This is a genomic window from Bacteroides sp. AM32-11AC (assembly GCF_003603515.1).
Taxonomy (GTDB): Bacteria; Bacteroidota; Bacteroidia; order Bacteroidales; family Bacteroidaceae; genus Bacteroides; species Bacteroides uniformis.
Genome location: NZ_QTNH01000008.1, coordinates 34,906 through 60,253, shown reverse-complemented (window position 1 = coordinate 60,253; position 25,348 = coordinate 34,906). Strand labels below are relative to the sequence as shown.

Genomic DNA, 25,348 nt, shown 5'->3' with positions numbered 1-25,348 from the left:
ATATCTATGACATAAAAAGAGTAGGGTTGTTATGTTAATCTTGATACGTAATGAAAAATGAATATGTATTGTTGGTTATTACAATTTTATTGTTAAATAATAGTTGCTGTAAAGAAGAAAGTTCTGCTCAACTAATGTCCGATATCGATATGGAGGCTACAACTCGTGCAACTTATATTTCAGGAACAATTATAGGTGAAAAAAAACCGTATGTAGGTGATGGGGCTTATTCTTATAAATTGAGTCTCAATGGACAAAAAGATCCTATTAGGATAAGAATTTCTGCGGTTGGAGGTGGGGCTAAATTCAGAAGATCATCTAGTGATAAGTATGATACAGAGTTGATTTGCAGTATTCCCAAAGGAACTACTCAATATCCATTTGATGTACTATGGACTAAAGCGGAAAGTGGTGTAGTGTTAATGGTACGTCCGGAGAATAGTACAATAGAATTAAATGCGGACTTGCGGGATATTAATGTTAGAATGAAGCCAATGATAATCAATGGTCCTACAACATTTGAATTGGGAAGTACAATAAAGCTTTGGTGCAATTATCCGATTAATAAATATACGAATATAAAATGGACTTATGATAAAAATCTATTTTCTGAAATAGAACAAAGTGCATCTGTTGAAAAGCAAAGATTTCAGATCGATTTAAGGTCTGTTCAACCATTTGAGGAAAGTGCAATAAAAGTAGAAGTGCATGATTTCTTTATGCATACAATAGACGTTAGAGAATATTTTCTAGCAAGAAGTAGTAATTGTGTATTTAGAAATATAGGACCACAAATAGATGGATATAAATTTGTTGAACAATATAGAAAATATTCTTATTCTATTGATGACAGTAAAGCTCATTCTTTTTCATGGATAGGAGAGAATGTGAAAATTATCAGTGGGCAAGGTAGTTCAACAATAATTGCTATACCTTTAGCACAAGGAGCAGCGAAGGTCAGAGTATCCTATAGCTATAAGGATTGTATTGATGTTTTTACAAGTGAATATGTGTTGAATGTTTCTAAAACATCAATGGATTTAGTTGGACCAGATGTAATTTGTGATAGTGGGATTTTTACAATTAAAAATTTTCCTTCTGGGGCTAGTGTTGATTGGACTGTTGGTGGAGGATTGTATACTTCTCTGAATCAAACCACTCCAAATGTGACTTTGGGAAAAAGCATAGCATCTTCGGCAACAAGCTCGTTTCGTGCTACTTTAAAGGCTCTCGTACATGTATGTGACGGTGTGACTGCAGACTTGAGTCGTTCTGTTTTGTTTAATAAGTCTGGTGTCCAAAAAGATAATAGCATGCTTAATGGTGGTTTATCTGCATATGGTGGTGAATGTACTTTATTCCCCGTGCCTGAAGGTGCTTCTAACTTTCATTGGAGTGTAGATAATGGATGGATAGTGGAAATGCAAGGATATGACTTTGTTAATTTCATTAATGAAGGTGAGCCATTCAATGGGACAGTAGTTGTTTCTGTTGACTATATTGATGGGTGTGGAAACAAATCACTTATAGAAAAGAGGTTTGTTGTCGGAGAATAAAATGTGATTTTAAATAAAGTTTTAAGAGTATTTCATTTGAAATTTAAGACTATGAGAAAAATTGGCAGATAAAAAATGGAGTAGCGTTATATAAAAATAAAGCTACTCCATTTATGTAATATAATTTTCTCTTACAGTGCCTTTTCCTTAATCAAGTATTCTGCAATCTGCACCGCATTCAGTGCAGCCCCTTTTTTAATCTGGTCGCCCACAATCCAGAACGTCAATCCGTTTTCGTTGCTGAGGTCCTTACGGATACGGCCTACGTAAACCGGGTCTTTGCCGGCGAGGAACAACGGCATGGGGTATTCCTTTTCTGCCGGATTGTCCATCAGAACCAAGCCTTCGCCGTTGGCAAATGCTTCGCGGGCTTCTTCTATGGAGATGGGGCGCTCGGTCTCTACCCAGATACTTTCGGAGTGGGAGCGGAGAGCGGGAACACGTACGCAGGTAGCACTGACCTTTACGTCAGAGTGCATAATCTTGCGTGTCTCGTTGTACATCTTCATTTCCTCTTTGGTATAGCCGTTTTCGGTGAATACGTCGATTTGCGGAATGAGGTTGAATGCCAGCTGGTAAGCGAATTTCTCAACGGTTACGGGTTCGCCTGCCAATACCTGGCGGTATTGCTCGTATAACTCATCCATGGCAGCGGCGCCGGCACCACTGGCAGCCTGATAGGTAGAAACGTGTACGGTCTTTATATGGGAAAGCTGTTCGATGGCTTTCAGTGCCACTACCATTTGGATAGTAGTACAGTTGGGGTTGGCGATGATACCGAGAGGACGTTCTTTGGCGTCGGCGGCATTCACTTCGGGCACTACCAAAGGTACATTGTCGTCCATACGAAAAGCGCTGGAATTGTCAATCATCACTGCTCCGTACTTGGTAATGGTTTCGGCAAATTCTTTGGAGGTGCCTGCGCCTGCGGAAGTGAAAGCGATATCAACCCCTTTAAAGTCATCATTGTGTTGCAAGAGTTTCACCTCGATCTGTTTACCGCGGAAGGTATATTTGGTTCCGGCACTGCGTTTAGAACCGAACAATACTAACTCGTCCAACGGGAAATTTCTTTCATCGAGCACTCGCAGGAACTCTTGTCCCACGGCTCCGCTTGCTCCAACAATAGCTACTTTCATTTTTCTTTTGTTTTAAATTAAGTTTATAAAAAAGTGAAATACTATCTCTAAAAAGATAGAATTGGTCGCAAATTTATAACAAAATGCTGTATAACACCGCATAAAGTGAAAAGTTTTTCGTTATTTTGCATTCAAAACCTAAAACTTATAGCCTATGGATTGGTTTGACTTCAGCTTGAAACTTCCCATCACCGACCCTACATGGATATTCCTCCTTGTACTCCTCATTATATTGTTTGCTCCCATATTGTTGAATAAGCTTCGTATTCCGCACATTATCGGAATGATACTGGCGGGGCTTGTCATTGGGGAGCATGGTTTCAATATCTTGGTGCGTGACAGCAGTTTTGAGCTTTTCGGCAAAGTAGGCTTGTATTACATCATGTTCCTTGCCGGTCTGGAAATGAATATGGGGGACTTCAAACAGAACCGGGGCAAAGCGCTTGTTCTGGGGCTCTTGGCTTTTATTGTGCCCATAGGCATAGGCTTGGTAACGAATATAGCTTTGTTGAAGTACGGGGTACTGACCTCTGTCCTACTGGCAAGTATGTATGCATCGCATACACTGGTGGCCTATCCCATCGTGATTCGTTACGGTGTGTCGCGGCATCGCAGTGTGAGTATTGCAGTGGGAGGAACGGCGGTTACGGATACACTCACTTTGCTGGTTCTGGCCGTTGTGGGTGGTATGTTCAAGGGGGAGTCGGACGGCTTCTTCTGGGTATGGCTTGTCATAAAGGTTATCTTCCTGGGTATTTTGATTGTATATCTGTTTCCACGCATAGGCCGTTGGTTCTTCCGGAGGTACGATGACAATGTGATGCAGTTCATATTTGTGCTTGCCATGGTTTTCCTCGGAGCCGGATTGATGGAGTTTGTGGGGATGGAAGGCATCCTGGGTGCTTTCCTTGCAGGTTTGGTATTGAACCGGCTGATTCCGCATGTCTCTCCGCTGATGAACCATCTGGAGTTTGTGGGCAACGCCTTGTTTATTCCTTATTTCCTGATAGGCGTGGGTATGTTGATTGATGTGCATGTGATTTTCGGTCATGGCGATGCTCTGAAAGTAGCGGCTGTAATGATTGTGGTGGCATTGGCAGGTAAATGGATTGCCTGCTGGCTGACGCAGAAAATATATAAGATGGGAGGGATTGAACGGGAGCTGATGTACGGATTGAGCAATGCACAAGCAGCGGCAACGCTGGCGGCTGTGTTGGTGGGGTACAACATCATTCTGCCCAATGGGGAACGCTTGCTGAACGATGATGTTTTGAATGGTACCGTCCTGCTGATTCTTGTAACTTGCATTGTGAGCTCGTTCATTACGGAGCGTGCCGCACGGAAGATTGCCATGGAGGAGGCGCATCTGGAAGAAAACCGCTCCGTGGAAGCGGAGAAGATATTGATTCCGATAGCCAACCCCGATACGATTGAAGACCTGATAAATCTTTCTTTGGTGATACGCGACCCGAAACAACGGGATAATCTGTTGGCACTGAATGTCATCAACGACGATAGCAGTTCTGAAAGTGCCGAATTGCGTGGGAAACGCTATCTGGAAAAGGCTGCCATGATAACGGCCTCGGCAGATGTGCCGTTGAGGCAAATCACGCGTTACGACTTGAATATCGCTTCGGGCATTATCCATACAGCAAAAGAATATGCGGCAACGGATGTCATTATAGGTCTGCACCGTAAAGTCAATATTGTGGATTCATTCTTCGGTATGCTGACGGAGAATCTGCTGAAGGGCTTGCATCGCGAGGTGATGGTTTCCAAGTTCCTGATGCCCATTAACACAATTAGGCGGGTGATTGTGGCGGTACCTCCGAAAGCCGAGTATGAGGCGGGATTCCTGAAGTGGGTGGAACATTTCTGCCGGTTGGGGAGTACTTTGGGCTGTCGGGTGCATTTTTATGCCAATGAAGAGACTACCGCCCATCTTCAAGGGCTGGTGAAAGCCAAATATGGACAGACATTGACAGACTTTTCCCGCCTGGACGACTGGGGAGACCTGCTGATACTGACCGGACAAGTGAATTTCGACCATCTGCTGGTCATCATCAGCGCCCGCCGCGGCTCCATCTCCTATGACAGCTCCTTCGAGAAGCTACCGGCACAAATCAGCAAGTACTTTGCAAATAACAGCCTGATAGTACTCTATCCCGACCAACTGGGCGAGCCGCAGGATGCGGTATCCTTCTCCAACCCGCGTGGCAACAACGAGTCGCAGCACTACGAGAAGGTAGGCAAATGGTTCTATAAATGGTTCAAGAAGAATTGACGATTGACAATTGATAATTGACAAAAATCTGTGTAAATCCGTGTAATCTGTGGTGAAAATGGAAGATTGGCAACAACGAACGCAACTTTTATTAGGAGATGAAAAAATGGAACGCCTGCGCCGGGCACATGTACTTGTCGTAGGACTGGGTGGTGTAGGTGCTTATGCGGCCGAGATGATATGCCGTGCCGGAGTGGGGCGGATGACGATTGTCGATGCCGATACCGTGCAGCCTACGAATATAAACCGTCAGTTGCCGGCTCTGCATTCTACCCTGGGGCAAAAGAAGGCGGAGATATTGGCATCACGTTTCAGGGACATTAATCCGGCTCTGGAACTGAGAGTGTTGCCCGTATTCTTGAAAGATGAGAACATACCGGAACTGCTGGATGATGCGGCTTATGATTTTGTGGTGGATGCCATCGATACGCTTGCTCCAAAATGCCACTTGATAGCGGAAAGCATGAAGCGGCATATCAAGATAGTGTCCAGCATGGGGGCAGGAGCAAAGAGTGACATTTCGCAAGTGCGCTTTGCCGATATCTGGGATACCTATCATTGCGGGTTGAGCAAGGCTGTGCGTAAGCGTCTGCAAAAAATGGGCATAAAGCGGAAACTTCCAGTTGTTTTCAGCACCGAACAGGCTGATCCGAATGCCGTTTTGCTGACGGACGACGAGATGAACAAGAAGTCCACCTGTGGAACAGTGAGCTACATGCCCGCAGTTTTTGGCTGCTATTTGGCCGAATATGTAATTAAAAGACTATAGTAATAGCACTTGAAAGAAAACTATCAAATAGTAAATAGTAAATTGTCAAATTGTAAATAGCCTAGTGATTCATTTAGAGAATATAACGAAGAGTTTCGGTAACCTGCAAGTGTTGCGGGGTATTGACCTGGAGATAGAGAAAGGGGAGATTGTCAGCATTGTAGGCCCCAGTGGAGCGGGTAAAACTACCTTGCTGCAAATCATGGGTACGTTGGATATGCCGGATGGCGGTTCGGTGGTTATTGACGGTACACAAGTCAACCGTATGAGGGAGAAGGAACTTTCCGCATTCCGCAACCGCCATATCGGCTTTGTGTTCCAGTTCCATCAACTGCTGCCGGAGTTTACGGCTTTGGAGAATGTAATGATACCAGCCTTCATTGCCGGAAGAGGACAGCAGGAAGCCAAGGAGGCGGCTACGGAAATTCTTGAATTCATGGGGCTTGCCGAACGGGCCTCCCACAAGCCGAATGAGTTGTCGGGAGGTGAGAAGCAGCGTGTGGCGGTGGCCCGTGCTCTCATCAATCATCCAGCAGTGGTGCTGGCAGATGAACCTTCCGGCAGCTTGGATACCCATAATAAGGAAGAACTGCACCAGCTCTTTTTTGATTTACGTAACCGTTTCGGACAAACGTTTGTTATCGTAACCCATGATGAAGGACTGGCGCAGCTCACCGACCGGACGATACATCTGATTGACGGGGAAATCAATAAAATGGTCTGAGCCTATTTCCCCGTGCCCATTACTCCCGAGTCATTGTCACTGTTGTTTACCTTCCGCTGTGCTGTCTTGAAACTGCGGCCGAACGAGAAGTTGTAGGAAAAGTTCACCAGGAACATGCGGGAGCTTTCTTTTATATAATTATTTGTCTTGTAGGATGCGAATTTATTCCAGTTTTCGCTTTGTACTTTATAGTTGTCGGTGAAAGGATTGAATGCACCGACTCCTACCCGAAGATTCTTATGCTTGTAATATACAGCTAACATCTGGATGTTTTCTCCTCCCGAGAGGGTTTCTCCCCAGAAATTGTTCCAATTGGTGTTTATCTGCCAGAACAGAGAGAACTGTTTGTAGTTTAATGAGGCTTCTGCCTCACAAAACCAGTTGGTGTAGGTATGTGAGTAGTGATTGCCATGGCTCATGTAATGGTTGACACCGCCCGTAAAAGAAAATTGCAGAATGTCGCGGATGGGTCCTACGCGGAGCATGGCACGTCCGGAGAGTTTCTGCCAATCCTTCTGATTGTCCCAAGTCTGCACTATTTTGTTGCCTTCTTGAATCTTCTCGTCCATAATGGCATTGGGACGATAGTCATAGGCTCCCCATAGATTGGTATAAAAGATGCCTTTTTTCCATTCGTAAGTCAGTTCCGTATGATAGCACATATATGATTTCAGATGCGGGTTGCCACGACGTATCTGGAATGAGTCCACTGCTTGCTCCACATCGCTGAGGTCGCCCAATGAAGGAGAAGCGTTATAGATGTTTCCCTTCCAGCGGAGGTAGGAGTTGTCTGACATGGCATAGTGCAGAACGATACTCGGGTTGAAACTGTAGTTCTCGGTAGATTTGTCCTTGCCGCTCTGATTATAGTAGAAACGAGTCATGGCCACTCCCAGCCGGTAGTTTAGTTTGTCTATCTTTCCACGGTATTCTCCGAATATGTATGTGTTTCCTTGGTGCATATTGGTTTCATAATAATGCCCGTTTCTGTATTCATTGTTAGAGTAGGACTGTGTATGGCTCAGACCGAAGCTCAATGCGTTCCCCTTGGAATATTGCTTCTCATAAATGGCCTCGGCAATCAGGGAGTATTTGTTGCCTCGGATATTGTTGTCAATATCGGTCAATATGTTCCCCGGGGTGCTTTCTTGGTAGAGCCGCTGCGATTTTTCCCGATTGTAGGTGCCTACTACATTGAATACCAGGGTTTGCTTGTTTTTCAGATTCTGTTGGTAGTACAAATCCAGTGAGGGACGTGTCCAGCTCTGGTCGGTACGGTCGGTCATGTCTACCACGTCCGTTTCATCATTGGCATTATAGAGAGTTCCTTTATAATCCCAGTGTGGCTGATTGTTTCCTCGAAGGCGGAAGGTGGCGCTGAAAAGGGAATTCTCAGAAGCCTGCAAACTATAATTTACGTTTAGGTTGTGCTGGCACATGGTTGCCTTGCTGGGCTCTCCTTTCTCCAGGCGTCTGAGTGTAGTGCCGTCTGCCAGGTGGAATTCTTCTTCATTGTCGCGGTACATGCCGTTAAAATCCCGCGGTCCCATGTAATAGGAGAAGCCGAATTCTGATTTTTTGTGGTTTACTTTGCCGTACAGATTATAGTTTCCCCACATCGTGTTCAACCCTTGGGAAATGTCGGCACCGAAGTTTCCGCCCGTTTTAGGTCGGCGCACTATGTAGTCCAAAACGACTTCGGCATTACCGTAGCGCAGTCCCGGATTGTCATGGTACTCTATACGTATAATGTCGGCAGGGCGAATGGCTTTTATCTCGTCTATTTCGGCTTTGACTCCATTGATGCGTAATTGCAGTTCTCCACCGCCGGACAATCCAATCTCATTGTTCATGGGGTTGACCAGAATACGTGGCAGCATCAGTTCCTGCAACAGATTCACTCCGTTTGTGGAAGTTTTCATTTGTCTTTCGGATGGGAAAACCAGTTTGCGGTCTGCACGGCTGATTTGGCTGGAGCCGGTGATAGTCACTCCTTCCAGTGCGATAGAAGCACTGTCTAATACGATTGGTCCAAGGTCGGTATGGCGCTTTACTCCATTGAGGGTGATGTATCCGGTATTATACCCGATGCTGGAAAGAACAAGTCTGTAATCTCCGGTAGCCGTGTTCTTGAAGATGAATTCTCCTTCTGGACTTGTGGTCACACCGGCGACAAAAGTAGAGTCGATGGTCTGTAATACCACATTGACATACTCTATACTCTTGTCGGAAGCATCGCGGACGGTTCCTTTTATTTCTATTTTTTGAGCAAAAGCATTCTGTGCCATACTGCCCAGCAGCATGGTTATAATCATTAATTTTTTCATATTGATACGATGGTTCTAATCCTTATTGCAGTAGGCCTTCCTGTTTTTAGGGTGTTTCTGCTTGTTAGACGAAATGACTGGTGAAAAGGTTGCATCAGACATTGAAAAATGTTGCATGATGCTGTTATTCAAAGCAAACGTAGTGACTGATTTTCTCCAAATCGGTATCGGAGAATTCCTCGTAAAGTGCAAAAGGTTTCAGACTATGAAGGTCGCCTTTCTTCTTCCGGTATTCTACAAAGGCCTTTGCCTGGTAGAAGTTGATGTAAGGATGGTGGCGCAGCCTCTCTATGCTACTACGGTTCAGGTTGATGAGGTGGATGGCCCGGGTGTCGATGGAAAACCAGGACTGCAATTGGGTGGTGTCCAAATGGATTTCTTGTAATTGCGTGATGTTGTAGAATCCTCCCAAGCGTTGCCGATAACCGATGATTAGACGGGCAATGCCACTACCGATGCCTGGTATTTTCTTCAGTTCTGTGGTGTCGGCGCGGTTCAGGTCGACAAGGGTCCCAGACGGATATTTTTCCGGTGCAATTCGGAAAGTAACGGCGCTGTCATTGCTTGCAGGAGAGCTGTATAACTGGACGGTTCTTGTTTCTGTGTCTTCCGGAGTGATGTGGATATAGGGTAGGAGTGTCTGATATTGTTTTTCTGTCATTCCATATATTTTCCGGAAATCTTCTGCCTTATGGAACTTCCCTCCTTTACTACGGTAGCGGAGTATGTTCCGCGCCATCCATCCGGGCAGTCCCAGTCGGCAAAAAATGACGGAGTCGGCGATATTGGGATTGAAACGGGCCAAGGAGACGGTTGTCGGTTGTTTTTGGGAGGAAGGTTTAAGTCTGTTGTCCCATTTTTGTTCCTTTTCTTGTATGGATGCGATGAACGATTCGTATTCTGCCATGGCAGTGGCCTGCCGCCGGATTACTTCATCGGAGAGGGGGCGGTTCTCTCTTTGGTATATATAAATATACCCGGAGAGAAAGACGAGAATAATGCCGGTAATCAAAACCAGTATTCCGCGCCTTTCTCCCCGGGAGAAATAAAGGAATTCTTTAAAGGGGTTCTGCATGATGGCCTATTTCAGAAAACCCAGTTCATTGATAAAAATCAGTGCAATTCCTATCGGAGCAATATATTTCAGGATGAATATCAATAGCTTGTAGACGGATACTTTCAGAGTGCCATTGTTGCTGACTTCTTCCCATACGATTTTCTTGTCCAGATACCAGCCTATGAAGATGGAAATGAAGAAACCGCCTAACGGTAGCATTAGCTTGGCCGTTACAAAGTCGAACAAATCGAATAGGTTTAGCCCGAATACGGTATAGCTTTTGCCGATACCGAGAGACAGTGAGCAGAATACTCCTAAGAAAATACAGCCCGCTGTCACGTATCTGGCTGCCTTGCTGCGTGAGAACTTGAACTCTTCATGTAGATAGGCAGTTACCACTTCGTGCAGGGAAATGGTGGAAGTAAGTGCTGCCAATGCCAGTAGGATATAGAACATCAGAGACAGCAGTATCGCCAGCCAGGGAATATTGCCGAACGCTTGCTGAAAGACATTAGGTAAGGTGATGAATAGCAGACTGGGACCCGCATCCGGTTTGATGCCTACAGAGAAGGCGGCAGGGAAGATGATGAATCCTGCCAAAATGGCTACCATGGTGTCGATAGCCGCCACGTTGAGTGCCGTTTTGGGCAGGTTCGTATCATTGCGGAAGTAAGAAGCGTATGTACAGAGACATCCCATCCCCAAGCTCAAGGAGAAAAATGCCTGGCCCATGGCTCCAAGGAACACATTGCCGTCCACTTTGCTGAAGTCCGGTTTCAACAGGAATTCAATGCCTGCTCCTGCTCCGGGCAGGGATATGGAGCAGATGGCAAGGATTATCAATAGGACAAATAGCATTGGCATCATGATTTTGGCTGATTTTTCAATACCTTTTTCCACTCCTTTGACAATGATGAGATGGGTGGCCAGCAGGAACAGCACCAGCCAGATGACCGGACGCCAGGGGTTGCTGACAAAGCTGTTGAAGGATGCGATGAAATCGGCTGCCGACTTCCCGGCAAAACTGTTGGTAGCCGCTTCGCCGATAAACTCAAGCGTCCATCCTGCCACAACGGAGTAATATCCCAGAATAAGGAATCCGGCCAGTACGCCCATACGTCCTACCCAGCGCCAATGCGTGCCGGGTGCCAATTTCTGATAAGCCCTTGCCGTATTGGCACGCGAGCGCCTGCCGATGAGGAATTCTGCAATCATGATGGGGATGCCGAGAATGAGCACGCAAACCAAGTATACAAGGATAAATGCCGCACCTCCGTGATTCCCGGTCTCAAACGGGAAACGCCAGATATTGCCTAAACCGACTGCGGAGCCTGCCGAGGCAAGTATGACGCCTAATTTGCTTCCGAAGTTGGCTCTGTCACTTTTTGTCATAAAACGTAGATTTTTCTTTCAATTCGTTATTAATACCAGCTAAAACATGCAAATATAGAAAATGTTCTGTACTTTTGCGCACAGTTCGTTGATAATTTGGTATATGCTATATTATATTAAGAAATATCCGGTGTCGCTTTTTATTATTCTGACGGTGATTTATCTTTCATTCTTTAAACCGCCTTCTACAGAAATAAGCAAGATTCCCAATATAGACAAGGTGGTGCATATCTGTATGTATTTCGGCATGTCAGGAATGCTGTGGCTGGAGTTTCTTCGCGCTCACCGGAGAGACAACGCCCCTTTATGGCATGCATGGGCAGGGGCGTTTGTCTGTCCCGTTTTGTTCAGCGGAATGGTGGAGTTGCTGCAAGAATACTGCACGACATACCGTGGCGGAGACTGGCTGGATTTTGCGGCCAATACCACGGGAGCGGTGCTTGCATCAATGGTCGGCTATTTTATTTTAAGGCCAAGGATGAAATAGGATTATAAGTATTCAACTGTGGAACTTAGCTTGATGCCGTTCGACCCTTTTATCAGAATAGTTTTCCCACAAGGTTTCTCCCTTTGCAGCTCTGCGATGAGTGCGGTCACATCGGGATAACTCTGATAAGGGTGGCGTGTGGCGGCAAACAATTCCCCTACAAGAACTACATCCTTGAATCCGCATTCTTCCAGATAGTCTGCAATCTTCTGGTGCTCGTCGGCACTGTCTTTACCCAACTCCCGCATATCTCCCAATATCAGCATTTTGTTTTCGGCCTGCATGTTCCGGAAGTTGCTGATGGAAGCCATCATGCTTGTGGGATTGGCATTATAGGCATCGATAATCAGTGTGTTGTCCGCTGTTTTTTTCAGTTGTGAACGGTTGTTTTGCGGGGTATATCCGGCCAGTGCCTTGTCTATTTTCTCCGGTTCCACACCAAAAAAATGTCCGATGGTGACAGCTGCCAGAGCATTGGGGAAGTTATATTCACCGATAAGCCGGGTTTGTACTTCGTGATATTTGCTTTCGTTGTCCGTTTTCCACTCGAAGGTGAGGTAAGGAGAATTGCCGGTGACGTGTCCGTTGATGTACAGCCCGTCCTCACTGCCGTAGGCAATCTGGTGGAGTCCGTAGGCTATCTTTTTCAAGTAGGGGTTGTCGTTATGGATAAAGATGGTAGCTTCTTTCCGCGTCCGCAGATAGTCGTACATCTCTCCTTTGGTCTTGATGATTCCTTCAAAAGAGCCGAATCCCTCCAGATGGGCTTTTCCTACGTTGGTAATGATCCCGTAGTCAGGTTCGGCTATCTCTACCAGCTCCTTGATGTCTCCCGGGTGGCTGGCACCCATTTCCACCACGGCAAGGTCGTGTTCAGGGCGCAGGCGAAGCAAGGTGAGGGGAACACCGATGTGATTGTTCAAATTTCCCAAGGTATAGAGCACGTTGTGAGTTTGCGAAAGTACGGTGGACATCAGTTCCTTGGTAGTAGTCTTTCCGTTTGTACCCGTAATGCCGATGATGGGTGTACGCATCTGCCGACGGTGGTAATTGGCAAGTTGTTGCAAGGTCTTCAAGCTGTTTTCCACCACGATGTATCGTGTATCGCCTGCGGGGGCATAGGCTTCTTCATCTACTATGGCATAAGCACTTCCGCTTTCCAGCGCTCGGGCGGCAAAGGCATTTCCGTTGAACGACTCGCCTTTCAGCGCAATGAATAAAGAGCCTTGGGGGCAGTTACGGCTGTCAGTAGTGACACTGGTGCATGTTAGGAATATCTGATGTATAGCTGTTATATCCATGACTTTATAATTAAATCAATCTGTGTGAATCTGTGTAATCTGTGGTAAACCATCGTGCAAAGATATAGTTTTAATCCTCTCCCTTCCCGGGTACAAGCAAAAAACTTATCAGTTTTATGAGTTTATGTATTTTGAAACCACTTTTTTGTTTACATTTGCAGGTACTATATAGAACAGACTGCCTATGGAAATTACAACTGCCCGATATATAAATGTCAACGGTTCGCTGCTCGACCTCTCTCAACCCCGTGTCATGGGCATACTGAACGTTACTCCCGATTCCTTTTATGCCGGTAGCCGCACACAGACAGAGGTAGAAATAGCACGCCGGGTGAAACAGATAGTTTCGGAGGGAGCGGCCATTATTGACATAGGCGCTTACTCTTCCCGTCCCAATGCCGACAATGTCTCTGCCAGGGAAGAGATGGAACGGTTGCGTATGGGCCTGAAAATACTTTTTGAGATACAGCCGGATGCTGTGGTGTCGGTAGACACTTTTAGGGCGGATGTGGCAAGAATGTGTGTGGAAGAGTATGGTGTTGCCATCATCAATGATATTGCGGCCGGTGAGATGGATGCGAATATGTTCCATACCGTTGCGGCATTGAACGTACCTTATATTATGATGCACATGCAAGGCACTCCGCAAAGTATGCAGCAGCATCCTCATTACGACAATCTTCTGAAAGAGGTTTTCTTGTATTTTGCGCGCAAGGTGCAGCAATTACGTGACTTAGGTGTAAAAGACATCATTCTGGACCCCGGTTTCGGCTTTGGAAAGACAATGGAGCATAACTATGAATTGCTGTCCCATCTGGAAGAGTTCCGTATTTTTGAGTTGCCTTTGCTGGTAGGCGTTTCACGTAAATCGATGATATACCGCTTGTTGGACATTACTCCTCAGGAGGCGCTGAATGGTACTACGGTGCTCGATACCATCTGTTTGCTGAAAGGTGCTGACATCCTCCGCGTACACGACGTGAAAGAAGCCGTGGAAACCGTACGGATTGTGCAAGCCATGCGAAATAATTCCTAATCCCTAACCCCTAATCATTCAATATCGTGTTTTTTGAATTTGGAATAAAAGATTTTATAGATATTCTGTTAGTGGCTTTCTTGCTGTACTATACGTATAAGCTGATGAAAGCCTCCGGCTCTATCAATGTGTTTACGGGTATCCTGGTGTTTATCCTGATATGGCTGGTGGTGTCGCAGGTGCTGGAGATGAAATTGCTCGGCTCCATCTTCGACAAGCTGGTCAGTGTGGGCGTGCTGGCGCTTATCATTTTGTTTCAGGACGAGATACGGCGCTTCTTGCTGACACTCGGCTCGCATCAGCATGCCAGTGCGCTGGTACGCTTCTTCACCGGCAATAAGAAAGAGAAGTTGGAACATGACGACATCATGCCGGTGGTAATGGCATGTATCAGCATGGGGAAGCAGAAGGTTGGTGCCTTGATTGTCATTGAACATAATTTGCCTTTGGATGATGTGGTGCGTACGGGAGAAATTATCAATGCCGATATAAACCAGCGTCTGATTGAGAATATTTTCTTTAAGAACAGTCCGTTGCACGATGGAGCGATGGTTATCAGTAAGAAACGTATCAAAGCGGCGGGATGTATCCTGCCTGTTTCCCATAATCTGGACATTCCTAAGGAACTGGGGCTGAGGCATCGTGCTGCCATGGGAATTTCCCAGGTGTCTGATGCGCATGCTATCATTGTATCGGAGGAGACCGGAGGTATTTCAGTGGCTTATAAAGGACAATTCTATCTGCGCCTAAATGCTGAGGAATTGGAAAGTTTGTTAACAAAGGAAAGCTGAGGTGTGACAAAATCCCCTATTTTTACGTCATATAACTATGATATAAAATAAAAACAATATCTTATAACTAATAACTGAAAAGGATGGATAGACGAAATTTCTTACGGACGGGAAGTCTGGCGATGTTAGGCTCGCTGGCAGTACCCTCGTTGGCTATGCCTGCGTCAGTACGCGGAGCTTTGGGAGGAGCAGATAATCAGTCTGCCGTAGCTTCGGCAATGGCTCACTTTGGCGTGACGGAAGCTGACTTGAAGAAAGTGATGGCTGCCGCTCTGGAAAAAGGCGGAGATTATGCCGACCTCTATTTTGAGCACACGTTTAATAATAGTGTGGTTCTGATGGACGGTAAAGTAAACAATTGTGGAGCCAACATTGACTTCGGTATGGGCGTGCGCGTATTAGCAGGCGACCAGACTGGCTATGCCTATGTAGAAGGCGTGACCGTAGAAGAAATGCTGCGTGCTGCCCGTACGGCTGCCCGTATAGCTTCTTCGGGTAAGGCCGGAAAGCCTGTGGGGCTGACGGAGAAGACGATTGCCAAAAGCCGTTATGCCGTCACCGAACCTTGGGAAGACGTGAGCCTTAAGGCAAAGATTCCTTATCTGGAGAAACTGAACGAAAAGATTTTTTCTCTGGACAACCGGGTGCGCAAGGTCCAGGCGTCTCTTGTAGACAGTACTTCTCATGTCTTATTCTGTAACTCAGAGGGCGTGAGCTACTATGATTACCGCCCAATGGTCTCTTTCATGGCCGTGTGTATTATGGAAGAGAATGGAAAAATGGAGAACGGTTATGCCGGTCGTTCTTACCGCAAAGGGTTTGAATTCATGACGGACGATATTGTGGATACCCTTGCGCGTGAAGCTGTGGATAAGACCTCCATCTTGTTCAAGGCAGTGAAGCCCAAAGGCGGTGAAATGCCTGTCGTGATGGGAGCGGGTGGTTCGGGCATCTTGTTACACGAAGCCATAGGACATGCTTTTGAGGCTGACTTTAACCGTAAGCGTACTTCCATCTTCTGCGACTTGTTTGGCAAGAAGGTGTGCAACGAGCATATCAATGTGGTGGATGATGGTACCATTGCCTTCAACCGCGGAGCCGTGAACTTTGACGATGAGGGTGTGGAAGGCCAGAAGACCTATATTGTGAAAGAAGGTATCCTGACCAGCTATCTGCACGACCGCATCAGTGCCAAGCATTACGGGGTGGCTCCTACCGGAAACGGACGTCGCGATACTTTCCGTAATACTCCTATCCCCCGTATGCGTGCCACTTATATGGAAGCCGGCAATATGAAGGAAGCGGACATTATCTCCACCGTGAAGAAAGGTATCTATTGTGACCAGTTTACCAATGGCCAGGTGCAAATCGGTGCCGGAGACTTTACCTTCTTTGTGAAGTCGGGTTACTTGATTGAGGATGGCAAGCTGACGCAGCCCGTCAAGGATATAAATATCATCGGTAATGGTCCGAAAGCATTGGCTGACATCACGATGGTGGCAAATAACGATAAGATTGACAACGGTACTTGGACTTGTGGTAAAGACGGTCAGTCTTGTCCCGTTACCTGCGGTATGCCATCGGCACTAGTCAGCAAGCTGACTGTAGGAGGAGAAAGTTAATTATCAACTATCAATTAAAGACATGATTACAGACGACAATAAGAAATTGGCACAATGGGCAATGGAATATGCCTTGAAGAACGGTTGCCAGGCAGCCAAACTGGTGCTATATACAAATTCTAATTCTTCTTTTGAACTGCGTGACGGCAAAATGGACCGTTTGCAGCAGTCTACGGAGAATGGTTTGGGATTGAATCTTTATGTGGACGGACGTTTCGGCTCTTTTTCCACCAATCGGCTGGATAAGAAAGAATTGGAAACTCTTATCACGAATGGTATAGAGTCTACCCGCTATCTGGCGGTGGATGAGTCGCGTATGCTGGCCGACCCTGCACGCTACTATAAAGGAGGCAAGCCTGACTTGCAGCTTTTTGATAAGAAACTCTATGAAGTCAACCCGGATGATAAAGTGGCGATTGCCCGTGCTGCTGCAGAGGAGGTATTGGGCAAGGATGAGCGTATCATTTCGGTTGATTCTTCTTATAGTGATGGCGAGGGTTCTTCCTATCGTTTGATAAGCAACGGATTTGAAGGCGAGTCGAAGAGTACCTGGTTCTCTGTCTCAGCCAGTGTATCCATTAAGGGAGAAGGCGAAGCTCGCCCTCAGGATTACTGGTACGACTCGGCTCTGTTCTATGATAAATTGACGAAGACGGGAATCGGTGCCAAGGCATTGGAACGCGTATTGCGCAAGCTGGGACAGAAGAAAGCAAAGTCGGGTAAATATACAATGGTGGTTGACCCTATGAATGTGGGAAACCTGCTCAGTCCGATGCTAAGTGCATTGTATGGCAGTGCTTTGCAACAAAAGAACTCCTTCCTGATGGATAAGCTGGATACGAAAGTGGCTTCCGACCTCTTCACGTTGCGTGACGAGCCGCATGCTATCGGTGCAAACGGTTCACGCTATTTCGATAATGAGGGTGTGGCTACCGAACCCCGCACTGTTTTTGACAAAGGCGTGCTGAAAACTTATTTCATCGATACCTACAATGGTAAGAAGATGGATATAGCTCCTACTATCAGTGCACCTTCACGTCTAATTCTGACACCGGGCGATAAGGACCTGAACGGATTGGTTGCAGATATTAAACAAGGCATCTTGGTTACGGGCTTCAATGGCGGTAACAGCAATAGCAGTACCGGTGACTTCTCTTATGGTATAGAGGGTTTCCTTATTGAAGACGGCAAGCTGACACAGCCCGTCAACGAAATGAATGTGACGGGTAACATGGTTACTTTATGGAATTCCTTGGTTGCTGTGGGCAATGACCCTCAACCGAACCGTTCATGGCAGATTCCTTCGCTGGTATTTGAGGGAGTCGACTTCAGCGGATTGTAATGCTAGTTCAACATCAGGCTCATATATGGGCTTGATGTTGCAAATATTTTTTCGGTGAGTTCACCGATTGTAAGTGCCAAGTGGCTGCCCGGCAGACGCTTGGCACTATTCATATATTTACCATTGTTCAGGTAGTAGTAGCCGTTATTGGCACTGACCTGCTCATCGGTGAGATGAATGCTGAGTTCCAGTTCCGGATGGGCCGTAGCATAGAGTTGCAGCATGGTTTTGGCATTGATGATGCGTGCCATACCCAAAAGTTGGCTTTCACCGGTAGCGGGAGGAGTGAGAACCCGGATGGACGGGAGATTCAGGCTTTGGCAGATATGTTGAAGCAGTAAAGTTTTTGTTGTGGGAGTATCCGACACGATTTCTCCAATGCGCCAGTTGGCTTTCCCTATCGGATAGGTAATGGCCAAAGCCGTGATTTCCTCCCCATTGCTCAATGTGCAAACGAAGCCCTGTCCCAGTTGTAAATCGGCAATGATAACCTGGAAATCCTCTTCCGTATGCTGGATGCAGCAAGGGCGCTCCCGCAATTTCCGGTCGAGATATTCATATCTTTTTTCAGTATATTCGGCAGACATTTCCAAAGTAAGGCCCATATCGGCTGTCGGTGTACCGGAAGCGATAAAGGTCTCTTCGGCATAGCGGAATACGGGGGCATAACCGCTGCGGCCATAGTAGTCGAACAGCCACGGTTCTGCCGGTATCAGGGTGGATAAGGCGACATTATTGTGTAGCATCCGTGCAAAGGCTTGTGATAACAGCTCGTGCATTACGCCCCGGTTACGGTAATCAGGGTGTGTGCAGGCGCCGGATATATAGGCCGTATGAATATCTTCTCCTTCGAACGTCATAGGATAAGGCAACATCTGTAGGGCGGCAATCACTTCTTCGCCGCTTTGGATGGCAATATTGATATCATTGTTGTAGCGGAGCCGAAAATACAGTTCAGTAAATTCCTCGCTATCATTGAAACAGAGCTTCCATAAGTTCTTTACCTTTTCCCGTATCATCAATCCCTTATCCTTTTAATCCTTAATCTCTAATCCTTACTCTCACCATTTGATAGCTTCCACCGGTTCATCTTTCAGGCATGCCACGTATTTTTCCAGAATAATGGCAGGCTGGTACGAAAGTTTGGCCTTGCGCAATCCTTCAATACCCAAATCCTCTTCACGGTTGAGGTAGACATATTGTTCGGGGATATGGTTGGCAAATTCATAGTTAATCATTGCGTACGCTCCGTCTATGCTGGTGTCGGCCTTTTCCACATGTACTCCGAAGGTATCTTGGTTGATGGGCATTCCGAAAGTGAAGGCGGCAATTTTGCCGTCTACATGCAGGATGCCTCCGGTCAATCCCAGTTCTTCAAAATTGTGGAGGGCGTAGACCAGTGCGCGACGTTCGTTGCCCGTTCCTTCATGCTGGTCGCAATTGTTGGCCTTACACCATTCGGCTTCCAGGTCCAGACATTCCTGGATGCGGTCGGGAGTGATGGGAGTATATTCGTAATTATAGGTGCGTTTGAATTTGTTGACATGATTCCGTTTGGACTGGAATTTCTTTCCGGCAAGCGTGGCGAGGTCTGTACGCAGATAGAGGTAATCGGCATAGTCCCGGTCTGCTGTGAACTGGAATTCTCCGGGCATGAAGGCTTCCAGTTCCGAGCACATGCCCGAACATATTCCCAGCAGGCAGAAAGGTTCCCCTTCCCGGTGTGCGTCTTCGACCAGTGCGTCCAGTACTTTTGTCAAATCTCCGTTACCTATCGGCATCATGTACACCAGTTCATCGTTTGCCCAGAATTTCAGCAGGAGGAAGCCGTCCATGATGGCAAACTTTGTATTGTATAGAAAACGCCAGCTGCATAGGTTGGAGAATGAGAGGTCACAATTCCGTCGCGGACTGTTCTGTGTATAGGAAGTAATCAGTTCTTTGTCTTGTAATTCGATATCTTTAAATGAAATCATACGTTGTTTTTAGTTGGTTATGATTATAGATAACAAAAATAAGAAGATTTTGTTAGAGTAGCCCTAATAATCGCAGAATAGTTGGGGTCAGCAATGCAGTGAAAATACCGTTCAGGGTCAGGCCGAGGCTGGCGAATGCGCCGTATTTGCGGCTGATGTCCATGGCTGTGGAAGTTCCTACCGCGTGGGCGGCGGCTCCCAAGGAAAGGCCTTGTGCCATAGGACTGCCGATGTGGGTCAGTTTCATGGTCTTGAAGCCCAGTATTCCTCCCAGCAAGCCTACACAGACCACTACGGCGGCGGTAAGTGAGGGAATGCCGCCCAGCGACTTAGTTACTTCCATGGCTATCGGCGTAGTGACCGACTTGGGCGCCAGGGAGTAGATAATCTCGTCGGAAGCCCCCATCAATTTAGCTATCAGCACGACAGAGATAACTCCCACAATGCAGCCGGCAAGTTGTGACAGCATGATGGGGAGCAGCTGTTTCTTAATCGTTTCCAATTGGAGGTATAGGGGGACTCCCAGGGCTACAACAGCGGGTTTCAGCCAGAATTCTATCAGATGTCCTCCTTCATTGTAGGTCTCATAACTGATATGTGTCATCTTCAGGAAGACAATGAGGATGGCAATTGTCAGCAGGATGGGGTTCAGCAACATGATGCCGGTCTTTTTCTGCAGGAGTTTGGCCAGAAAGAAAATCCCGAAGGTGACAGCCAATAGGAAAAATTCGTTTTCTAAAAAGTTCATTTGATTTTACGTGTTAGTTGATGAACCCATCCGGTGACTACAATCACCAGCAGGGTGCTGATTATGGAAGCGGTCACTATCGGCCAGAACTCGGAGGCGATGACATCGAAGTAAAGCATGAGAGCTACACCGGGCGGTACGAAGAAGAAGCCCAGGTTGGCAACCAGGAAGTCGGACATACCCTGCACCCAGTGCAGTTTAATCCAACCCAATTTCAAGAATAGGGTGAGCAACAGCATACCGATGATGCTGGAAGGTAACTTGATACCCGTAAAGAAAACAATCAGTTCACCCAAAGCTAAGCATCCGAAAAGGATGGCGCATTGACGAATCATATTATTATAATACCTATTGTTATACGTTGAAAACGCTGCAAAGGTAGGTATTCTATGTATTGCTTGTTATCGTTGTATCCTGATTTTTTTTATGTCGTTTGTAGAGTCGGGCGGGTTGTTCCTGCCGGACGGGTAATTGTTTGTTGCAGAGGGGCACGTGTGCGTACACATGAATGCTGGGAATACCTAATGTTAAATATTATAATAATTATGGTCTGAACGGTAAAAAGACCGATGTTTGCAATGTAGATATTGCAAAATTGTGTACTTTTGCGGCGTGAATAACACATACTGCCGATTCTTAATAGACAATTAAAATATCATGCAAAGATTAATTAACGAAATTGTTGAGCGTGCCAAAGCAAACCGCCAACGAATTGTTCTTCCCGAGGGTACGGAAGAGCGTACACTGAAAGCTGCCAATCAAATCCTGACTGACGGAGTAGCCGACTTGATTATCCTTGGAAAACCTGCCGAGATAGAGGCTTGTGCCAAAGAGTGGGGGCTGGGAAATATAAACAAAGCTACCATTATCGACCCGGAAGACCATCCTAAGAAAGAAGAATATGCCCAACTGCTTTGCGAGCTCCGCAAAAAGAAAGGCATGACCATCGAAGAGGCTCGCAAGTTGGTTGTCGATCCGCTTTATCTGGGCTGCCTGATTATAAAGAACGGCGACGCTGACGGCCAGTTGGCAGGTGCACGCAACACTACGGGTAATGTACTTCGCCCTGCTTTGCAGATTATCAAGACTTCCCCGGGCATCACTTGCGTTTCGGGTGCCATGCTGCTGCTGACACATGCTCCTGAATATGGAAAGAACGGTATCCTGGTGATGGGTGACGTGGCTGTGACTCCGGTGCCCGATGCAGAACAATTGGCACAGATTGCCGTATGTACGGCACGTACAGCCCAGGCAGTTGCCGGTCTCGACCCGAAAGTTGCCATGCTGAGCTTCTCTACCAAGGGCTCTGCCAAGCACGAAGTGGTGGATAAAGTGGTTGAGGCATTGAAGATTGCCAAGGAGATGGCTCCCGATATTGCCATCGACGGTGAGTTGCAGGCCGATGCAGCTTTGGTGCCGGAAGTAGGTGCAAGCAAGGCTCCGGGTTCTTCTATCGCCGGACATGCTAACGTATTGGTTGTCCCCAGCCTCGAAGTGGGCAACATCTCCTACAAACTGGTGCAACGTCTGGGACATGCTGATGCCGTAGGACCTATCCTACAAGGTATCGCCCGTCCGGTGAACGACCTTTCACGCGGTTGCTCCATCGAGGATGTGTATCGCATGATTGCCATCACTGCCAATCAGGCCATTGCTGCCAAAAAGAATGCTGAATAACTTTTAAATCTGATATATAGTATGAAAATCTTAGTATTGAACTGCGGTAGCTCGTCCATCAAATACAAATTGTTTGATATGGACCGGAAAGAAGTTATCGCCCAGGGTGGTATCGAAAAAATTGGTTTGAAGGACTCTTTCCTGAAGTTCACCTTGCCCAGTGGCGAGAAGAAAGTTCTTGAGAGGGACATTCCAGAGCATACCGTAGGTGTGGAATTTATCCTGAACACTTTGACAAGCCCTGAATATGGAGCCATCAAGTCTTTGGACGAAATCAATGCCGTAGGTCACCGTATGGTGCATGGAGGCGAAAAGTTCAGCGAGTCTGTACGGCTGACGCCGGAAGTGCTTGCCGCCTTCACTGCCTGCAACGACCTGGCTCCGCTCCACAATCCTGCTAACCTGAAGGGGGTAAATGCAATATCTGCCATTCTGCCTAATGTTCCGCAGATTGGTGTGTTCGATACGGCTTTCCATCAGACCATGCCGAAGCATGCCTATCTGTATGCCGTGCCTTACGAACTTTATGAAAAGTACGGCGTACGCCGTTATGGTTTCCACGGAACCTCACACCGCTACGTATCGCAGCGCGTCTGCGAGTTCCTAGGTGTAGAGCCGGAAGGAAAGAAAATCATCACTTGCCACATTGGCAACGGTGGTTCCATTACTGCCATCAAGGACGGTAAGTGTGTAGACACCAGCATGGGCTTGACCCCGCTGGAAGGTCTGATGATGGGTACCCGCAGTGGTGATATTGATGCCGGTGCCGTTTCCTTCATCATGGAGAAAGAGGGTCTGGATGCCAACGGCATCTCCAACCTGCTGAACAAGAAGAGCGGTGTGCTGGGTATCTTCGGTGAATCCAGTGACATGCGCGACCTGGAAAATGCCGTAGCTGCCGGCAATCCGAAGGCTGTTCTGGCTGAAGAAATGTACTTCTACCGCATCAAGAAATATATCGGTGCCTATGCCGCTGCTTTGGGTGGTGTGGATATCGTGGTATTTACCGGTGGTGTCGGCGAGAATCAGGCAAGTGCCCGCTGGGGTGCATGTGAAGGCCTGGAATTCATGGGCATAAAGCTGGATGCCGAGAAGAACAAAGTACGCGGTGAAGAAATGGTTATCTCTACCGAAGATTCTCAGGTGAAGGTGGTGGTAATCCCCACTGACGAGGAACTGATGATTGCTTCGGACACGATGGATATTCTGAAGAAGTAATATCGCTGTAATATTTCCCGGTTCCGGCTTCCCGGAGTCCGGATGTGGTTTCGCCCCTGCAAATATGTAATGTATTTGTAGGGGCGAAATGTTTTCCGAATCCTTTAAAATACCTATCTTTGTTACTCGGTTAAAAACAATAAAGGCAATTTTCCGAATAACTTTAAATAAGAACTGCTTATGAAACGATTAATGTATGTGTTGTTCTTTGTACTGCTGACCAGCGGCATGGCCTATGCCCAGCAGGCGAAGTACGTGTTTTATTTCATCGGTGATGGAATGGGTGTGAACCAGGTGAACGGTACGGAGATGTATCTGGCCGAACAAGAAGGGCGCATCGGTGTAAAGCCTTTGCTGTTCACTTCTTTCCCGGTTGCCAGCATGGCAACTACCTTTTCTGCCACCAACTCGGTGACTGACTCTTCTGCTGCCGGAACAGCCCTGGCTACCGGTGCAAAGACCTATAACGGCGCCATTGGTATGGACGATAACAAGAGTGTGCTTCAGAGTGTGGCCGAGAGAGCCAAAAAGTCCGGTAAGAAAGTTGGGGTAACTACCAGCGTCAGTGTAGACCATGCTACTCCCGCTGCATTCTATGCCCACCAGCCGGACCGTGGTATGTATTACGAGATAGCCCTCGACCTGCCGAAAGCCGGTTTCGACTTCTATGCAGGCGGTGGTTTCTTGAAACCGACTACTACTGCCGACAAGAAAGAGGCTCCGAGCATCTTCCCTATCTTTGAAGAAGCCGGCTATACCGTTGCAAGAGGCCTTGACGAATACAAGTCGAAGTCTGCCCAGGCGGACAAGATGATTCTTATCCAGAAAGAAGGGGCAGAGCCTTCTTGTCTGCCCTATGCCATCGACCGCCAGGAAGGCGACCTGACACTGGCCGAAATTACCGAAAGCGCCATCTCTTTCTTGACCAAAGGCAGTAACAAGGGTTTCTTCCTGATGGTTGAAGGTGGAAAGATTGACTGGGCCTGCCACGGAAACGACCCCGCCACAGTCTTTGAGGAAGTGGTGGATATGGACAACGCCATCAAGGTGGCTTACGACTTCTATAAGAAGCATCCCAAAGAAACGCTGATTGTGGTAACTGCCGACCATGAAACCGGCGGTCTGGGTCTGGGTACCGGTAAGTACGAGCTTCAACTGAAAGCCCTTGCCAAGCAGAAGCAGTCTCAGGATATCCTTTCGCGTTCCATCACGGACTTACGCAAGATGCGCAAGGTTATCAACTGGCCGGAAATGAAGGAATTCCTGGCAGAAAAGATGGGTTTCTGGAAAGAACTGCCGGTGAGCTGGGAGCAGGAGAAGATGCTGCGTGATGCTTACGAAGAATCATTCGTGAACAAGCATGTAGTGTTTGAGGAAAGTCTTTATGCCAAGACTGAGCCCCTGGCCGTTGCCGCCAAGAAGGTGATGAGCCAGATTGCCATGGTAGGCTGGACCAGCGGTGGCCATACAGCCGGATATGTGCCGGTATTCGCAGTAGGTGCAGGCTCCAAGCTGTTCGTGGGTAAGATGGACAACACGGAAATCCCGAAACGCATAGCCAAGGCTGGCGGATACAAATAATAGAAAGTCACCACAGATTACACGGATTCTCACAGATTGGAAGCTCTGAAATCAAGTATAAGAGACTAATCTGTGAGAATCTGTGCTATCTGTGGTGATTATTCCTTAAGGTCCTTCTTTATAATTTCATCCATCTCCCGGATACGTTTCTCCCGTTCCTTGGCGGATTTTACTTTCTGGTCCTTGTATCCGGTATCTGTCCGTTCGGAGACCTCTTCGCTCCATTCCTCGAATTCATCCGTTGCCGGACGTCCGTGCGGGTCTATGTTCTCTTCGGCAATCGGGTCGTTTCTGTAAATCATATCATCCATAACGCTAATG

At 47.0% G+C, this 25,348-nt stretch carries 22 protein-coding genes; 12 read left to right on the top strand and 10 right to left on the bottom strand.

Annotated elements, in window-relative coordinates:
* The first annotated feature begins 50 nt into the window (after nucleotides 1-50).
* Nucleotides 51-1,556, top strand: coding sequence for a hypothetical protein (locus DW800_RS19800; RefSeq protein ID WP_181979451.1), 1,506 nt, complete (start codon nucleotides 51-53; stop codon nucleotides 1,554-1,556).
* 131 nt (nucleotides 1,557-1,687) lie between these two features.
* Here the strand turns inward: DW800_RS19800 and DW800_RS10315 are convergent, their stop codons facing one another.
* The gene (locus DW800_RS10315) at nucleotides 1,688-2,695 is read right to left on the bottom strand and encodes an aspartate-semialdehyde dehydrogenase (protein ID WP_119958033.1); all 1,008 of its coding nucleotides are present in this window, start codon (nucleotides 2,693-2,695) and stop codon (nucleotides 1,688-1,690) included.
* A 154-nt stretch (nucleotides 2,696-2,849) separates the two neighbouring features.
* Here DW800_RS10315 and DW800_RS10310 point away from each other — a divergent pair, with 154 nt between their 5' ends.
* The 3 genes from DW800_RS10310 (at nucleotide 2,850) to DW800_RS10300 (ending at nucleotide 6,472) form a co-directional block, all read left to right on the top strand.
* Nucleotides 2,850-4,979, top strand: coding sequence for a cation:proton antiporter (locus DW800_RS10310; RefSeq protein ID WP_022401080.1), 2,130 nt, complete (start codon nucleotides 2,850-2,852; stop codon nucleotides 4,977-4,979).
* 58 nt (nucleotides 4,980-5,037) lie between these two features.
* Entirely contained in the window at nucleotides 5,038-5,748 is a 711-nt protein-coding gene (locus tag DW800_RS10305; RefSeq protein ID WP_005834703.1) for a ThiF family adenylyltransferase, read from the top strand.
* A 64-nt stretch (nucleotides 5,749-5,812) separates the two neighbouring features.
* The gene (locus DW800_RS10300) at nucleotides 5,813-6,472 is read left to right on the top strand and encodes an ABC transporter ATP-binding protein (RefSeq protein ID WP_008662818.1); all 660 of its coding nucleotides are present in this window, start codon (nucleotides 5,813-5,815) and stop codon (nucleotides 6,470-6,472) included.
* A gap of 2 nt (nucleotides 6,473-6,474) precedes the next feature.
* Here DW800_RS10300 and DW800_RS10295 read toward each other — a convergent pair whose 3' ends face one another.
* The 3 genes from DW800_RS10295 to DW800_RS10285 all read right to left on the bottom strand — a co-directional run bounded on the left by DW800_RS10295 (nucleotide 6,475) and on the right by DW800_RS10285 (nucleotide 11,248).
* The gene (locus DW800_RS10295; protein ID WP_117588711.1) at nucleotides 6,475-8,799 is read right to left on the bottom strand and encodes a TonB-dependent receptor; all 2,325 of its coding nucleotides are present in this window, start codon (nucleotides 8,797-8,799) and stop codon (nucleotides 6,475-6,477) included.
* A 124-nt stretch (nucleotides 8,800-8,923) separates the two neighbouring features.
* On the bottom strand, nucleotides 8,924-9,874 hold the full coding sequence (locus DW800_RS10290) for a helix-hairpin-helix domain-containing protein (RefSeq protein WP_008662822.1): 951 nt from the start codon (nucleotides 9,872-9,874) through the stop codon (nucleotides 8,924-8,926).
* A gap of 6 nt (nucleotides 9,875-9,880) precedes the next feature.
* Nucleotides 9,881-11,248 carry a sodium-dependent transporter gene (locus DW800_RS10285; protein WP_005834711.1) on the bottom strand — a complete coding sequence of 456 codons (1,368 nt, stop codon included), beginning with the start codon at nucleotides 11,246-11,248 and terminating at the stop codon, nucleotides 9,881-9,883.
* A 103-nt stretch (nucleotides 11,249-11,351) separates the two neighbouring features.
* Here DW800_RS10285 and DW800_RS10280 point away from each other — a divergent pair, with 103 nt between their 5' ends.
* On the top strand, nucleotides 11,352-11,735 hold the full coding sequence (locus tag DW800_RS10280; protein WP_005824913.1) for a VanZ family protein: 384 nt from the start codon (nucleotides 11,352-11,354) through the stop codon (nucleotides 11,733-11,735).
* Between the two features lie 2 nt (nucleotides 11,736-11,737).
* Here the strand turns inward: DW800_RS10280 and DW800_RS10275 are convergent, their stop codons facing one another.
* The gene (locus DW800_RS10275) at nucleotides 11,738-13,036 is read right to left on the bottom strand and encodes a UDP-N-acetylmuramoyl-tripeptide--D-alanyl-D-alanine ligase (protein ID WP_008662826.1); all 1,299 of its coding nucleotides are present in this window, start codon (nucleotides 13,034-13,036) and stop codon (nucleotides 11,738-11,740) included.
* Between the two features lie 184 nt (nucleotides 13,037-13,220).
* On the opposite strand from DW800_RS10275, the gene folP reads away from it, so the two are divergent.
* The 4 genes from folP (at nucleotide 13,221) to DW800_RS10255 (ending at nucleotide 17,827) form a co-directional block, all read left to right on the top strand.
* Complete coding sequence (gene folP / locus DW800_RS10270) at nucleotides 13,221-14,072, top strand: dihydropteroate synthase (protein ID WP_005824910.1); 852 nt, start codon at nucleotides 13,221-13,223, stop codon at nucleotides 14,070-14,072.
* A 26-nt stretch (nucleotides 14,073-14,098) separates the two neighbouring features.
* On the top strand, nucleotides 14,099-14,863 hold the full coding sequence (gene cdaA, locus DW800_RS10265) for a diadenylate cyclase CdaA (RefSeq protein WP_005824908.1): 765 nt from the start codon (nucleotides 14,099-14,101) through the stop codon (nucleotides 14,861-14,863).
* Nucleotides 14,864-14,946: 83 nt separating this feature from the next.
* On the top strand, nucleotides 14,947-16,485 hold the full coding sequence (locus tag DW800_RS10260) for a TldD/PmbA family protein (protein ID WP_009037767.1): 1,539 nt from the start codon (nucleotides 14,947-14,949) through the stop codon (nucleotides 16,483-16,485).
* Nucleotides 16,486-16,507: 22 nt separating this feature from the next.
* Complete coding sequence (locus DW800_RS10255) at nucleotides 16,508-17,827, top strand: TldD/PmbA family protein (protein WP_005834721.1); 1,320 nt, start codon at nucleotides 16,508-16,510, stop codon at nucleotides 17,825-17,827.
* 2 nt (nucleotides 17,828-17,829) lie between these two features.
* On the opposite strand, the gene DW800_RS10250 is transcribed toward DW800_RS10255, so the two are convergent.
* Genes DW800_RS10250 through DW800_RS10235 form a run of 4 tightly spaced genes read right to left on the bottom strand, consistent with a single transcriptional unit; the run spans nucleotide 17,830 to nucleotide 20,886 of the window.
* The gene (locus DW800_RS10250; RefSeq protein WP_117703999.1) at nucleotides 17,830-18,846 is read right to left on the bottom strand and encodes a GNAT family N-acetyltransferase; all 1,017 of its coding nucleotides are present in this window, start codon (nucleotides 18,844-18,846) and stop codon (nucleotides 17,830-17,832) included.
* A 42-nt stretch (nucleotides 18,847-18,888) separates the two neighbouring features.
* Nucleotides 18,889-19,803, bottom strand: a complete 915-nt coding sequence (locus DW800_RS10245; RefSeq protein ID WP_117703998.1) for a DUF2156 domain-containing protein — start codon at nucleotides 19,801-19,803, stop codon at nucleotides 18,889-18,891.
* Between the two features lie 52 nt (nucleotides 19,804-19,855).
* Entirely contained in the window at nucleotides 19,856-20,551 is a 696-nt protein-coding gene (locus tag DW800_RS10240; RefSeq protein WP_005824898.1) for an LrgB family protein, read from the bottom strand.
* Complete coding sequence (locus DW800_RS10235) at nucleotides 20,548-20,886, bottom strand: CidA/LrgA family protein (RefSeq protein WP_005824896.1); 339 nt, start codon at nucleotides 20,884-20,886, stop codon at nucleotides 20,548-20,550. Before DW800_RS10235 ends, DW800_RS10240 begins: the two co-directional genes overlap by 4 nt.
* A 322-nt stretch (nucleotides 20,887-21,208) precedes the next feature.
* On the opposite strand from DW800_RS10235, the gene pta reads away from it, so the two are divergent.
* The 3 genes from pta (at nucleotide 21,209) to DW800_RS10215 (ending at nucleotide 25,027) form a co-directional block, all read left to right on the top strand.
* A complete protein-coding gene (gene pta / locus DW800_RS10225; RefSeq protein ID WP_005824889.1) occupies nucleotides 21,209-22,228 on the top strand; it encodes a phosphate acetyltransferase in 1,020 nt (339 codons plus the stop codon).
* A 21-nt stretch (nucleotides 22,229-22,249) separates the two neighbouring features.
* Nucleotides 22,250-23,446 (top strand): acetate/propionate family kinase, encoded by a 1,197-nt coding sequence (locus DW800_RS10220; RefSeq protein ID WP_022401075.1) that lies wholly within the window; start codon nucleotides 22,250-22,252, stop codon nucleotides 23,444-23,446.
* A gap of 180 nt (nucleotides 23,447-23,626) precedes the next feature.
* On the top strand, nucleotides 23,627-25,027 hold the full coding sequence (locus DW800_RS10215) for an alkaline phosphatase (protein ID WP_057086992.1): 1,401 nt from the start codon (nucleotides 23,627-23,629) through the stop codon (nucleotides 25,025-25,027).
* Nucleotides 25,028-25,125: 98 nt separating this feature from the next.
* Here DW800_RS10215 and DW800_RS10210 read toward each other — a convergent pair whose 3' ends face one another.
* The gene (locus tag DW800_RS10210) at nucleotides 25,126-25,338 is read right to left on the bottom strand and encodes a hypothetical protein (RefSeq protein ID WP_005824882.1); all 213 of its coding nucleotides are present in this window, start codon (nucleotides 25,336-25,338) and stop codon (nucleotides 25,126-25,128) included.
* Nucleotides 25,339-25,348 lie beyond the last annotated feature (10 nt).